The 12,943-nt window shown below is 63.4% G+C and carries 13 protein-coding genes and 1 pseudogene; 9 read left to right on the top strand and 5 right to left on the bottom strand.

From position 1 onward, the window contains the following. A complete protein-coding gene (locus LB553_RS08080; RefSeq protein ID WP_224512170.1) occupies positions 1-870 on the top strand; it encodes a phosphatase PAP2 family protein in 870 nt (289 codons plus the stop codon). A gap of 27 nt (positions 871-897) precedes the next feature. Here LB553_RS08080 and LB553_RS08075 read toward each other — a convergent pair whose 3' ends face one another. Further along, entirely contained in the window at positions 898-1,572 is a 675-nt protein-coding gene (locus LB553_RS08075) for an alpha/beta hydrolase (RefSeq protein WP_027166430.1), read from the bottom strand. 266 nt (positions 1,573-1,838) lie between these two features. Between LB553_RS08075 and LB553_RS08070 the strand changes: the two genes are divergently transcribed. The 7 genes from LB553_RS08070 to sufA all read left to right on the top strand — a co-directional run bounded on the left by LB553_RS08070 (position 1,839) and on the right by sufA (position 9,121). Continuing rightward, on the top strand, positions 1,839-2,999 hold the full coding sequence (locus LB553_RS08070; RefSeq protein ID WP_224512169.1) for a cysteine desulfurase family protein: 1,161 nt from the start codon (positions 1,839-1,841) through the stop codon (positions 2,997-2,999). Positions 3,000-3,237: 238 nt separating this feature from the next. Further along, on the top strand, positions 3,238-4,761 hold the full coding sequence (gene sufB / locus LB553_RS08065; protein WP_224512168.1) for a Fe-S cluster assembly protein SufB: 1,524 nt from the start codon (positions 3,238-3,240) through the stop codon (positions 4,759-4,761). A gap of 26 nt (positions 4,762-4,787) precedes the next feature. After that, complete coding sequence (gene sufC, locus LB553_RS08060; protein WP_224512167.1) at positions 4,788-5,543, top strand: Fe-S cluster assembly ATPase SufC; 756 nt, start codon at positions 4,788-4,790, stop codon at positions 5,541-5,543. Between the two features lie 25 nt (positions 5,544-5,568). Next, positions 5,569-6,840, top strand: coding sequence for a Fe-S cluster assembly protein SufD (gene sufD / locus LB553_RS08055; protein ID WP_224512166.1), 1,272 nt, complete (start codon positions 5,569-5,571; stop codon positions 6,838-6,840). Between the two features lie 166 nt (positions 6,841-7,006). After that, complete coding sequence (locus tag LB553_RS08050) at positions 7,007-8,248, top strand: cysteine desulfurase (RefSeq protein ID WP_224512165.1); 1,242 nt, start codon at positions 7,007-7,009, stop codon at positions 8,246-8,248. Positions 8,249-8,253: 5 nt separating this feature from the next. Continuing rightward, positions 8,254-8,646 (top strand): SUF system Fe-S cluster assembly protein, encoded by a 393-nt coding sequence (locus LB553_RS08045; protein ID WP_224512163.1) that lies wholly within the window; start codon positions 8,254-8,256, stop codon positions 8,644-8,646. Between the two features lie 94 nt (positions 8,647-8,740). Beyond that, complete coding sequence (gene sufA / locus LB553_RS08040; protein WP_224512161.1) at positions 8,741-9,121, top strand: Fe-S cluster assembly scaffold SufA; 381 nt, start codon at positions 8,741-8,743, stop codon at positions 9,119-9,121. A gap of 20 nt (positions 9,122-9,141) precedes the next feature. On the opposite strand, the gene LB553_RS08035 is transcribed toward sufA, so the two are convergent. Next, a complete protein-coding gene (locus LB553_RS08035; RefSeq protein WP_224512158.1) occupies positions 9,142-9,600 on the bottom strand; it encodes a RidA family protein in 459 nt (152 codons plus the stop codon). An 80-nt stretch (positions 9,601-9,680) separates the two neighbouring features. Next, a pseudogene (locus LB553_RS08030) lies at positions 9,681-10,175 on the bottom strand (GFA family protein); the annotation flags it as partial. Positions 10,176-10,264: 89 nt separating this feature from the next. Between LB553_RS08030 and LB553_RS08025 the strand changes: the two are divergent. Continuing rightward, on the top strand, positions 10,265-10,588 hold the full coding sequence (locus tag LB553_RS08025; protein ID WP_224512156.1) for a TfoX/Sxy family protein: 324 nt from the start codon (positions 10,265-10,267) through the stop codon (positions 10,586-10,588). 82 nt (positions 10,589-10,670) lie between these two features. Here LB553_RS08025 and LB553_RS08020 read toward each other — a convergent pair whose 3' ends face one another. Further along, complete coding sequence (locus LB553_RS08020; protein ID WP_224512154.1) at positions 10,671-11,588, bottom strand: pseudouridine-5'-phosphate glycosidase; 918 nt, start codon at positions 11,586-11,588, stop codon at positions 10,671-10,673. 39 nt (positions 11,589-11,627) lie between these two features. Beyond that, the gene (locus tag LB553_RS08015) at positions 11,628-12,566 is read right to left on the bottom strand and encodes a carbohydrate kinase family protein (protein ID WP_224512152.1); all 939 of its coding nucleotides are present in this window, start codon (positions 12,564-12,566) and stop codon (positions 11,628-11,630) included. Positions 12,567-12,943: the final 377 nt, after the last annotated feature.

Below are 12,943 nucleotides of genomic sequence, written 5' to 3'. Positions count from 1 at the left end.
ATGTCCGCCGCGCCACTTGTCCTTTACCGCCGCTCGCTCGGCAATTTCCGCGACACGATGTCGATCGTGAAGCGACGCTTTTCCGTGCGGCCGGCGCGCTATCCGCGAATTCTGTGGAGCGTCTGGCTCATGGCCTGGATTTTGCTGACGGTGGCGATCTTCCTGCGCCTCGACGCCGGCGCGGGCGAGATGCGCGGCGAATGGTCCTCTGGCCTTGCGCGTTTCACCGATTTCTTCACGCAGTTCGGCCTCGGCGGCTGGTATCTCATTCCAGCGGCACTCTGCCTCGTAGCCGCCAATCTGACGGATTGGCGCGGCCTGTCGCGGCATGGCCGGATGATCGTCTACAACTGGACCTGCTTCGCCTTCCTGGTGCTCTGTGCCGTCGGTCTCTCCGGTCTGGCGGTCAACCTGTTGAAATACGGCATCGGCCGGGCCCGGCCGCTTTATTTCGACAGTTTCGGCGTCCTGTCGCTGCATCCTTTCGCCATGGACGCTCGCTTTGCCGGCTTTCCGTCCGGCCATGCCACGACGATGGGCGCGGTCTTCGGCATCCTGCTGCTGCTGTTCCCGCGACGCTGGTATATCGCGCTGGCAGTCACCGCCTGCATCGCTTCGACACGCGTCTTCGTCGGCGCGCACTATCCGAGCGACACGGTCGCGGGCTTCGGCCTCGGGCTGGCGTTCGCGGTGGTCTCGGGCCTGGTGTTTGCCCGGCTCGGCTTCATCTTCGGCCAGACAAGCTCGAAGCTGCCGGTGCGCAAGCGGACATTCCGGCTGGGACCGTTCCGCGCGCCGAGTGGCATGGTTTCGATGTCCGTCCCGGTCGAAAGCGACGAGATCGGCGCCGACCGAATCCAGACCCCTTAAGACGCCTGGACTGGCGGCCTGCCGTGCTTAGCGCAGGCGCTTCGGCCTCGGATCTGCGAGCTCGCCGGCGAGGCGCCGGTCGAGATAGTCGGCGCACTCCTGGATCAGCAGCTCGGAATCGTTAGCGAAGAAATGGTTCGCGCCGGGCAGCGTCTTCTGGGTGATGGTGATGCCCTTTTGCGTGTGCAGCTTGTCGACCAGGCCCTGTACGTCCTTCGGCGGGGCCACCTTGTCGGCATCGCCATGGATGATCAGGCCGGATGACGGGCAGGGCGCCAGGAAGGAGAAATCATAGGTGTTGGGCTGCGGCGCGACCGAGATGAAGCCCTCGATTTCCGGCCGGCGCATCAGAAGCTGCATGCCGATCCACGAGCCGAAGGAATAGCCGGCGACCCAGCAGCTCTTGGAATCCGGATGCAGCGACTGCACCCAGTCGAGCGCCGCGGCCGCGTCCGACAATTCGCCGGTGCCGTGGTCGAACTCGCCCTGGCTGCGGCCGATGCCGCGGAAATTGAAGCGCAGCACGGTGAAATCGCGCTTCTGGAACATGTAGAAGAGGTCGTAGACGATCTTGTTGTTCATCGTGCCGCCGAATTGCGGGTGCGGGTGCAGCACGATGGCGATCGGGGCGCTCTTTTCCTTCGAGGGCTGATAACGTCCCTCCAGGCGACCAGCCGGACCGGCGAAAATGACCTCAGGCATAAAATACTCCACGTGGCATATGAATGCGCTAGCCCGGAACTCTTCGGCCCCAACTCTCGTGCGGCCCCACATCTTCTGTGGCCTTGACGCCGGGCGAGCGTCTTCCTAGAAGCTAGTTTAGAATTGTTCAAAACTGGGAGGCCGAAACCCGATGGTCCGGCCGCCCGCGCCGCAAGCCGCGTAAATAGGACGGCTTGCCTTGCAATTTCAAGGAAATAACGCGCTATCCTCGCGGGACAGTTGGCGAAAGGACGAACTGAGCGAAAATGGCCGCAACCCGCGCCTATCTCGACTACAACGCCAGCGCGCCGCTTCTTGCGGAAGCGCGCGCGGCGATGGTCGCCGCGCTCGATGCCGCCAACCCTTCATCGGTCCACACCGAGGGCCGGGTCTCGCGCCGGCTGGTCGAAGACGCGCGCCGCGACGTGGCGCGGCTGGTCAACGCCAGGCCCGAACATGTCGTCTTCACCTCCGGCGCCACCGAAGCCGCTTCGACGCTGCTTACGCCCGACTGGCAGATGGGACGCGGCGCTATCCGCATGAGCCATCTCTACGTCTCTGAGGCCGACCATCCCTGCGTCCTGAATGGCGGGCGCTTCGCATCGGCACAGGTGACGAGGATCGGCGTCGATCGCGACGGCATTGTCGATCTCGAAGCGCTTGCCGCAGCGCTCGCCGCGCATGACAAGGCCACCGGCCTGCCGCTGGTGGCGATCCACGCTGCCAACAACGAGACCGGCGTCGTCCAGCCGGTTGGGCGCATTGCCGAAATCGTCAAGGAACCGGGCGGGGTGCTGGTCATCGACGCCGTGCAGGCGGCCGGGCGGATTCCAATCGATATGTCAGGCTCTTATGCCGATTATCTGATCCTGTCTTCGCACAAGATCGGCGGTCCGAAAGGCGTCGGCGCGATCGTCGCCGCGTCCGACCTGATGATGCCGCGGGCGTTGGTCAATGGCGGCGGCCAGGAAAAAGGGCACCGCGCCGGAACGGAAAACGTCGCCGGGATCGCCGGTTTCGGCGCCGCAGCGCGTGCCGCGCTGGCCGGTCTCGCCGACATGGAAGCCATCGCGCGCCGGCGCGACGAGATCGAGGCGATAGTGACCGAATTGGCGCCCGACGCGGAAATCTTTGGAGCAGCACCGCCAAGGCTTGCCAACACGACATTCTTCGCTATTCCCGGCATCAAGGCCGAGACGGCGCAGATCGCTTTCGATCTTGCCGGCATCGCGCTGTCGGCGGGCTCGGCCTGCTCGTCGGGAAAAGTCGGGCCGAGCCATGTGCTCAAGGCGATGGGCCATGGCGACAGCCTGGGCGCCTTGCGCGTCTCGATCGGCCGTGCGACAGGCGCCGAGGATATCGCGACGTTCCGGGCGGCGCTGGCAGGCATCGTCGCGCGCCGGGCGGGCAAGGAAGAAGCCGCCTGACGCGGCAAAGCATCGGAGCGGGAAACGCCTCGCGTTTCCCGCATTTCCGCTGCTCGAAAACGAATTCAGGCTTAGGGCCTGGTAGAGCCGTGCGTTTTGTCCTGGCCGGGTGAATTTCCGGCGGACACGCACTATATGGAGCTTACTCCGCCGCGAGTCCCTCCCTGGGGCGCGATTTCGGCGGTGCCATAGTTTGAAAACTGCCGGGCCTTGACCCCGGCGTGGATGGAGAACGCTTATGCCTGCTGTGCAGGAGACGATCGATCGGGTTCGAAAGATCGACGTCGACCAGTATAAATACGGATTCCAGACAGAGATCGAGATGGACAAGGCCCCCAAGGGCCTGAGCGAAGATATCATCCGTCTGATCTCCGAGAAGAAGGGCGAGCCGGACTGGATGCTGGAATGGCGTCTGGGGGCCTATCGCCGCTGGCTGACGCTGGAAGAGCCGACCTGGGCGCGCGTCCACTATCCGAAGATCAACTTCCAGGATATCCACTACTATGCTGCGCCGAAGAGCACGCCGGGGCCGAAGTCGCTGAGCGAAGTCGATCCCGAACTGCTCAAGGTCTATGAGAAGCTCGGCATCCCACTCAAGGAGCAGGAGATCCTCGCGGGCGTGCAGAAGACCGGGGCGGCTGACGCGGAAGAAGAAGAGGTCGGTGACAACGTCTACAAATCGGGCCGCGTCGCGGTCGACGCGGTGTTCGATTCCGTGTCGGTGGTCACCACCTTCAAGAAGGAGCTGGCGCAGGCCGGCGTCATCTTCTGCTCGATCTCGGAAGCGATCCGCGAGCATCCGGAGCTGGTGAAGAAATATCTCGGCTCGGTCGTGCCGACCTCGGACAATTTCTACGCGACGCTGAACTCGGCGGTGTTCACCGACGGCTCGTTCGTCTTCGTGCCCAAAGGCGTTCGCTGCCCGATGGAGCTGTCGACCTATTTCCGCATCAACGAGAAGAACACCGGCCAGTTCGAGCGCACGCTGATCATCGCCGAGGAGGGGGCCTACGTCTCCTATCTCGAAGGCTGCACGGCGCCGCAGCGCGACGAGAACCAGCTGCATGCCGCGGTGGTCGAGCTGATCGCGCTCGACGATGCCGAGATCAAATATTCGACGGTGCAGAACTGGTATCCGGGTGATGCCGAGGGCAAGGGCGGCATCTACAATTTCGTCACCAAGCGCGGCGATTGCCGCGGCGACCGCTCGAAGATCTCGTGGACGCAGGTCGAGACCGGTTCGGCGATCACCTGGAAATATCCGAGCTGCATCCTGCGCGGCGACGATTCCAGCGGCGAATTCTATTCGATCGCGGTGTCGAACGGTTATCAGCAGGTCGACAGCGGCACCAAGATGATCCATCTCGGCAAGAACACGTCGAGCCGCATCATCTCCAAAGGCATCGCCGCCGGCTTCTCGCAGAACACCTATCGCGGCCAGGTCTCGGCGCATCGCAAGGCGGCCAACGCGCGCAACTTCACCAATTGCGACTCGCTGCTGATCGGCGACCAGTGCGGCGCGCACACAGTGCCTTACATGGAGGCCAAGAACGCGACGGCGAAGTTCGAGCACGAAGCGACGACCTCGAAGATCTCCGAGGACCAGAAGTTCTACGTCATGCAGCGCGGCATCCCCGAAGAAGAAGCGATCGCGCTGATCGTCAACGGCTTCGTCAAGGACGTCATCCAGCAGTTGCCGATGGAGTTCGCCGTCGAGGCGCAGAAGCTGATCGGCATCAGCCTAGAGGGTTCGGTCGGCTGACCGCAAAAGACATTCAGGAAGAAATTATGCTTGAGATCAAGAATTTGCATGCCCGCATCGTCGACGATGGCACCGAGATCATCCGCGGGCTGAACCTGACGGTGAAAGCGGGCGAGGTCGCCGCCATCATGGGGCCGAACGGCTCGGGCAAGTCGACGCTGTCCTATATCCTCGCCGGCCGCGAGGACTATGAGGTGACGGAAGGCGACATCCTCTATAACGGCCAGTCGATCCTCGAAATGGATCCGGCCGAGCGCGCCACCGCCGGCATCTTCCTCGCCTTCCAGTATCCGATGGAGATACCGGGCGTCGCCACCATGGAATTCCTGAAGGTCGCGATGAACGAGCAGCGCAAGGCGCGCGGCGAGGAGCCGCTGAAGGTTCCGGAATTCCTGAAACGGGTGAAGGATGCGGCCGCCTCGCTCAACATGGACATGGCGATGCTGAAGCGGCCGCTCAATGTCGGTTTCTCCGGCGGCGAGAAGAAGCGCGCCGAGATCCTGCAGATGAAGCTCTTGGAGCCGAGGCTCTGCGTGCTCGACGAGACCGATTCCGGCCTCGACATCGACGCGCTGAAGATCGTTTCGGACGGCGTCAACGCGCTGCGTTCGCCGGACCGCGCCATCGTCGTCATCACGCACTACCAGCGCCTGCTCGAGCACATCGTGCCTGATACGGTGCACGTGCTCTACAGGGGCCAGGTCATCAAGTCGGGCGACAAGTCGCTGGCGCTCGATCTTGAGGCCAATGGCTATGCCGGCGTGATCGGGCAAGCCGCGTGAGATGGGAGCGGTCGAGGCAAGAACAATGAACATGCACGCACAGCCCCAGCGGACCTTGGCCGAGACGGCGCTGATCGATGCCTTCGGCGAGCGTCTGTCGCTGCTGCCCGGCGACGGCGCGGTGATGGTCAAGCGCGACGATGCGATCGAGGCGATCAAGCACGGCCTGCCGACGCGCCGCGTCGAATCCTGGCACTATACGGATCTGCGCCGGCTGCTGACCAAGGTTCCGGCTTTCGAGGCCGGCGCCGTCACAAAGGCCCTTGCGCCGGTTCTTGAAGGGTCGGCGGTCCTGCCGGTGCTGAACGGCCTCTCGCAGACGAAACTGCCGGAGATCGACGGCGTCACTGTGCAGCGCCTGTCGGAGAAGCTGACCGACGGCAGCGTCGCGCCCGGGCTCGATCCCTATGGCAGTGACGACGCGATCGGCGCGATGAACACGGCTTTCGTCGCCGACGGCTATTTCGTCGATATCGCCGACGGCGCTAAGCTGGAAAAGCCGGTTGAGCTGCAGAACCTACAGGCCGGCGGCCAGTCGCATGTGCGGCTCTTGGCGCGCGTCGGGGCCGGCGCCAAGGCAGTCATCGTCGAGCGCCAGGCCGGCGAAGGCGACGAGGCGCTCGTCTCTTCGGTCAGCCAGCTCGTGGTTGGCGACGGCGCGGAAGTGACCTGGCTGATCGTGCAGGAGCAGCCGGAGACGGCCACGCATCTCGCCCAGTTCAAGGCGCATATCGGCAAGGACGCCAAGCTGACGCTGTTCGTGATGAACGCCGGCGGCAAGCTCGTTCGCCAGGAGGTCGTGGTCAGGACTACAGGCGAGGGCGCCGACTTCAAATTGCGCGGCATCAACCTTCTCGCCGGCGACACCCATACCGACACCACCATGGTGCTCGACCACGCCGTGCCGCACACCACGTCGACCGAAGTGATCCGCAACGTGGTGACCGGCAAGGCGCGCGGCGTCTTCCAGGGCCGCATCAACGTGCATCAATACGCGCAGAAGACCAACGCCAAAATGGCCTGCAACACGCTGCTTCTGTCTGACGACGGCGAGTTCTCGACCAAGCCGGAGCTGGAAATCTTCGCCGACGACGTCGTCTGCGGCCATGGCGCCACCGTCACCGAGATCGACCACGACCATCTGTTTTACCTGATGGCGCGAGGCATTGACGAGAAGTCGGCGCGGGGTCTTCTGGTGAAGGCGTTCGTCGCCGAAGTGATCGAGGAACTGGACGACGAGGCGCTGGTCGAAGCGCTCGAAGCGCGGCTCGACGGCTGGTTTTCGACGCACGGCTAGCGGCATAGGGCGCAAGCCCCCTCATCCGGCCGCTTCGCGGCCACCTTCTCCCCGAGGGGAGAAGAGGCAGGCGCGACGTTGGTGACCTCCTCTCCCGCCGGGGAGAGGGTGGCCGGAGCGAAGCGGAGGTCGGGTGAGGGGGAGCCACATTGGAAGGTTGATTGCTGTGGACCAGAAGATCGAAACCCCTCCCTATGACGTCGAGGCGATCCGCCGCGACTTCCCGATCCTGTCGCGCCAGATCTATGGCAAGCCGCTGGTCTATCTCGACAATGGCGCCTCGGCGCAGAAGCCGCAGGTGGTGCTCGACACCATCCAGCACGCTTATTCCCAGGAATACGCCAACGTGCATCGCGGCCTGCATTTCCTGTCGAACGCCGCAACCGACGCTTATGAGAATGCGCGCAAGTCGGTGCAGCGGTTTCTCAACGCGCCAAGCACCGACAACATCGTCTTCACCTCCAACACCACCTCGGCGATCAACACGGTCGCCTATGGCTGGGGCATGCCGCGGATCGGCGAGGGCGACGAGATCGTGCTGTCCATCATGGAGCACCACTCCAACATCGTGCCCTGGCATTTCATCCGCGAGCGGCAGGGCGCGAAGCTCGTCTGGGTGCCGGTCGACGATCTCGGCGCCTTCCACATCGAGGAATTCGAAAAGCGCCTGACCGACCGCACCAGGCTGGTCGCCATCACCCACATGTCGAATGCGCTGGGCACGGTGACGCCGATCAAGGAGATAGTGCGCATCGCGCATTCGCGTGGAATTCCCGTGCTCGTCGACGGCAGCCAGAGCGCGGTGCACATGCCGATCGACGTGCAGGATCTCGACTGCGATTTCTTCGTCTTCACCGGTCACAAGGTCTACGGCCCGTCGGGCATCGGCGTGCTCTACGGCAAGAAGGACAGGCTGGAAGAGATGCGGCCCTTCATGGGCGGCGGCGAGATGATCGAGGAGGTGACGGAGGACATCGTCACCTACAACGAGCCGCCGCACCGCTTCGAGGCCGGCACGCCGCCGATCGTGCAGGCGATCGGCCTGGGCGCCGCGCTCGACTATATGGAGAAGGTCGGCCGCGAGCGGATCGCGGCGCACGAGGCGGATCTCAAGGTTTACGCGCATGAGCGGCTGCGGGCGATCAACTCGCTGCGCATCTTCGGTGACGCGCCCGGCAAGGGCGCCATCATCTCGTTCGAATTGCAAGGTATCCATGCGCATGACGTGTCGATGGTGATCGATCGGCAAGGTGTCGCGGTCCGGGCCGGAACGCATTGCGCCCAGCCGCTGTTGAAACGCTTCGGCGTCACCTCCACATGCAGGGCATCGTTCGGCATGTATAATACAAGGGCCGAAGTCGACGCTTTGGCCGAGGCGCTGGAAAAGGCGCGAAAGTTCTTCGGGTGACGATGATGGACGACGTGAGCACCACCGCTGAAAAAGCGCCGGAAACGGTCGCCAACGGCATCGTTTCGGCCTCGGCAATTCCCGCTGACGAGTTGGCGCGGCTGACCGACGACATCGTTTCGGCGCTGAAGACCGTCTACGACCCGGAAATCCCGGCCGACATCTATGAGCTCGGCCTGGTCTACAAGATCGATATCGAGGACGACCGCTCCGTCAAGATCGACATGACGCTGACCGCGCCGGGCTGCCCGGTGGCCGGCGAGATGCCTGGCTGGGTCGAGAACGCTGTTGGCGCCGTCGAGGGCGTGTCCGGTGTCGAGGTCAGCATGGTGTTCGATCCGCCGTGGACGCCCGACCGCATGTCGGAAGAGGCGCAGGTCGCGGTGGGGTGGTACTGAGGCCGATACCCTTGCGCCAGTTGTAAAACTTCACCATTTTAGGTGAGAATCATTCGGCAGGCCTTGAACCTGCATGGAATGGAGAAGGAAAAACATGGGACGCTTCGCCGTCATCACGATGACCGAAAAGGCCGCCGACCGGGTGCGCGAGATCGTCGCCACGCGCGAAGGTGCGCATGGCATCCGGCTCGGCATCAAGAAGGGCGGCTGCGCCGGCATGGAGTATACGGTTGACTTGGTGGCCGAGCCGAACCCCAAGGACGACCATATCGAGCGCGACGGCGCACATGTCTATGTCGCGCCCGAAGCCGCGCTCTTCCTGTTCGGCACGGAGATGGATTTCGAGCAGACGACACTGCGCACCGGCTTCACCTTCAAGAATCCGAACCAGAGCTCGGCCTGCGGCTGCGGCGAATCCGTAGAGCTGAAGCCGGCGGACTTGAAGGCGCTTGCCGAGGCGCGCGCCTCAGCCTGACTAGACGCCAACGCTCCCGCTCAGTCGGGCAGTGCGGCGATGACGACGAGCTCGACAACAAGGTCGGGCTGCGCCAGGGCGGCCACCCCTATTACCTCCGATGGCGGCGGATTGTTGTAGCTGCAGTGCTTCGGGCAATGTTCGGCGAAGAATTCGTCCAATACGTCCAGACGAAAATTGGGTGAGCTGAGAACGCCGCCGGACGGAAAAGGCCCTTTGACGTAGAACGTCACCTTGACCAGATGGTCGAGCGAACTGCCGAGTTCCTCCAGATCCGACTTGATGTTCGCCAGGATTTCACGCCACTGCGTTGCCGCGTCGCCGACAGCGCCGCCCTGGTGCTTCGACGGATCGTAGTCGTCGACCGTGGCGGTGTTGCCGGACAGGAAAACATATCCCTTGGCGTCCGAGACGACCGTGCCCTTGCCGCAAGGCATCAAACGATCGCCTTTGAATTTCTTGTGCGTTGTGAGCTTCATTTCGGTCTCCTGTCGCCAGATGCTTGTCTTGATGCAATTGCGAGCGGAAAACCGCTGCGCAGTTTTTCTGGAATTGCCGAATCAACCCACATTCCAGTCCGCTTGTGCCAGTCGGCGATCGATTCCTCCGGATAGACGTCGAACACCTTGTCGTTCTTGCCGACGACCGGCTCGACCCAGTTCGCCTTATATTTCAGCATCAGATGCACCTTTTCCGGCGGTGTCGGCAGGTCGGTGTCGATCGCCGAGGCGAACGGATGCACAAGCTCCGGCCAGGTCGGATCATAGAGCCAGAGTGCCGCGCCGCATTTCCGGCAGAAATTGCGCTCGCCGGTCGAGACCTCGCAATGCGGATGCTCGTCATCCTCGATTTCGGCGCGGTAGACGCCGAGGTTGCGCTTGCCCCTTATGTTCATCGTCTTGTAGTCGGCGCCGAGATTGATGGCGAATCCGCCGCCGCCCTGCTGCTTGCGACAGATCGAGCAGTAGCAGAGCATGAAAGGCATCGGCGTGTGGCTCTCCACCTCGAAGCGGACGGCGCCGCAGCGGCAGGAGCCTTTAAGCAGGACGGGCATGGCGGGAACTCCGTTTCCAGGTTTCAACCTGTCAGCATGCTTTTGGTTGCGGCGATGACAAGGCCGGTGACGGATGAGATGATCGCGGCATGGATAATGCGCGCCTTGAAGAATTGTTCGAAAGCCTTGGGCCTATCGGCATCCGAAAACTGTTCGGCGGCAAGGGCATCTATTGCGACGGCGTCATTGTCGCGGTCGTCGTGCGTGGCGAGCTGATGCTCAAGGCGGATGACGAAACCATTCCCATTTTCGAGGCCGCGGGCTGCCGCCAGTGGACCTATACCGGCTCGCGCCACGGCAAGGAGGTGGCGATGCCCTATTGGAGCGTGCCCGACGACGCCTTCGACGATCCCGATGAAATGGCGGTGTGGGCGCGGCGGGCTTATGAAGCGGGACGAAGGGCGGGGAAGTGAAAGTTAAAAATGCTGGCGGGACAGAGGGAGTGTGAAGGAACTCGGCCATTGCAGTTGGCCGGGCTGCCGCAACCTGGACGCTCTACAGCGCCTTGGCGATCTCCGCCGCCAGCCGCGCATTGTTCTCGACCAGCGCGATGTTGGTCTTGAGGCTGCGGCCGCCGGTCAGCTCAAGGATTTTCGACAAAAGGAACGGCGTCACCGCCTTGCCGGTGACGTTCTGTGCTTGGGCCGCTTTCTGCGCCGCCTGGATGTAACCGTCCATTTCAGCGGCTGGTATCTCGTCATTCCGCGGCACCGGATTGGCGACCAGAATGCCGCCGCCCAGGCCCAGCGCCTGCCGTGTGCGGTAGAAATGCGCGATGTCTTCTGGCGCATTGAGCGTCAACGGAGCGCGGAAGGGCGACTGCCTCGACCAGAAGGCCGGCATCGTCTCGCAGCCATGGCCGATCACCGGCACGCCGCGCGTCTCCAGCACTTCCAGCGTCTTTTCAATATCGAGGATCGCCTTGGCGCCGGCCGAGACGACGACAACCGGCGTGCGGGCCAACTCGTCGAGATCGGCAGAGATGTCGAAACTCTTTTCGGCGCCTTTATGGACGCCGCCGATGCCGCCAGTGGCGAAGACCCTTATGCCGGCCATATGCGCCGCGATCATGGTGGCCGCGACCGTGGTGCCGCCCGTGCGCTTTTGAGCGACCGCGAAGCCGAGATCGGCGCGCGACAACTTCATGGCATCGCCCGTCATGGCCAGCGATTCGCGTTCGCCGTCGGAGAGGCCGATCTTGATGCGGCCGTCGACTACGGCGATCGTCGCCGGCACCGCGCCGCCGTCGATGATGATCTGCTCGACCTTGGCGGCCATCGCGCCATTGTCGGGATAGGGCATGCCGTGGGTGATGATGGTGCTTTCCAGCGCCACCACGGGCCGGCCGGCGGCAAGCGCTTCCGCTACCGGCGGGTGGATATCGACGAAGGGGCGGGCGGTTTCCGGCGTCATGGCTGTCTCCGATAAGGAGGAAGTAGATGGTGGGTGGCCCTATGCCACCTCCCGTGCCTCCGGCACAAGGGCAAGCGCCTGCGTGAAATTGGCGATCGTGAAGGACGGCACGGCCTCGGAGCTCTCTATGGCGAGCATCGCCGCCGCAACGCCTTCGCGAAGCGCGGCGCGCAGCGGCAGGCCGCGCAGCAGGGCAGCGACGGTCGCGCCGGTCAAGGCGTCACCGGCGCCGGTCACGTCGGCGACCCGGCGCGGCGTGGGCGGGTCGATTTCAAAGAGGCCGGTGTCGTCGAAGCCCAGCACCGGGGCGCTGCCCGCCGTAACCACGCCGGCATTCAGGCCAACCCGCCTGAGCGCGTCGACAAGGGCCTTGCCCCACAGTTCGGTGCCGACCAGCGCAGCGGCTTCGCGGCGGTTCATGAAAAGCAGCGACAGCTTGTCGAGCAGCGGCGCCAGCCGGACGACCTTGGCCGGCGAGACGGCGATGGCGAAGACCGGCCTGCCGCCGGCCAACGCCATCAGGCGCTCCAGCGCCGCCGTCGGCAGGTTGGCATCGCACAGGATCGCGTCAGCGGCTTCGATCGCCTCGCGCACCTTGGAACGCCTTATCTGCTTGGGAAAGGCGAGGTCATAGAGCGCCATGTCGGCCAGGCCGACGATCAATTCGCCCTCGGCGTCGATCAGCGCCGTGTAGCTCGGCGTCGTGCGATCGAGGAACACGACCGAGAGGTCCGTTATCCCGGCGCTGTCGATCGCCGAGGCTACTATGTCCGCTGCCGCGTCGCCGCCGCGCACGGACATCAGCGAGGCTGACACGCCGCGCTTCACCACACTGCGCAGCGCGTTGAAAACGACGCCGCCGACGTCCTCGCGCATCATGCCGGGGTTGGAGGCAGCGGGCACATAAATGCCCGAGACCTGCCCGCGCCGGTCGATATGGGCGCCGCCCAGCGCTAGGATAGTTGGGGATGTCGGCATTTCGGATCGCTGACTTTCGTTGATCGTGTGGCTGCGCACACTAGAGCGGTTCGGCGTTTCTCGGAATCGCTGAACCGCTCTAAATCTTTCTTCTTGCGCAATTCCGAACGGAAAACCGCTACGCACTTTTCCCGGAATTGCTCTAGGTTTCCCCGGGTCGCCCTGCAGTCGGGGTCGCGATTCGGGACGGCTGGATCGAAATCTCTTCTGGACCAGTGGTTGTGCTCCACGCCAGCTCTGGTGAGACAAAAATAGAACAAATCCAGATAGTGGTTGTTTTTCAGATATTTGTTGCCCCTTGCCAAATGAGAACAAAAAAGGTACAAAAGAGCAGGGATCACGGATTGTCCGGCCTTCATTGACGACCAAGGGGTGAT

The sequence above is a fragment of the Mesorhizobium sp. CA8 genome, from assembly GCF_020164955.1.
In the GTDB taxonomy this organism is placed as follows: domain Bacteria; phylum Pseudomonadota; class Alphaproteobacteria; order Rhizobiales; family Rhizobiaceae; genus Mesorhizobium.
The sequence above is the reverse complement of the archived record's forward strand: the minus strand, read 5'-3'. Positions and strand labels throughout refer to the sequence as shown.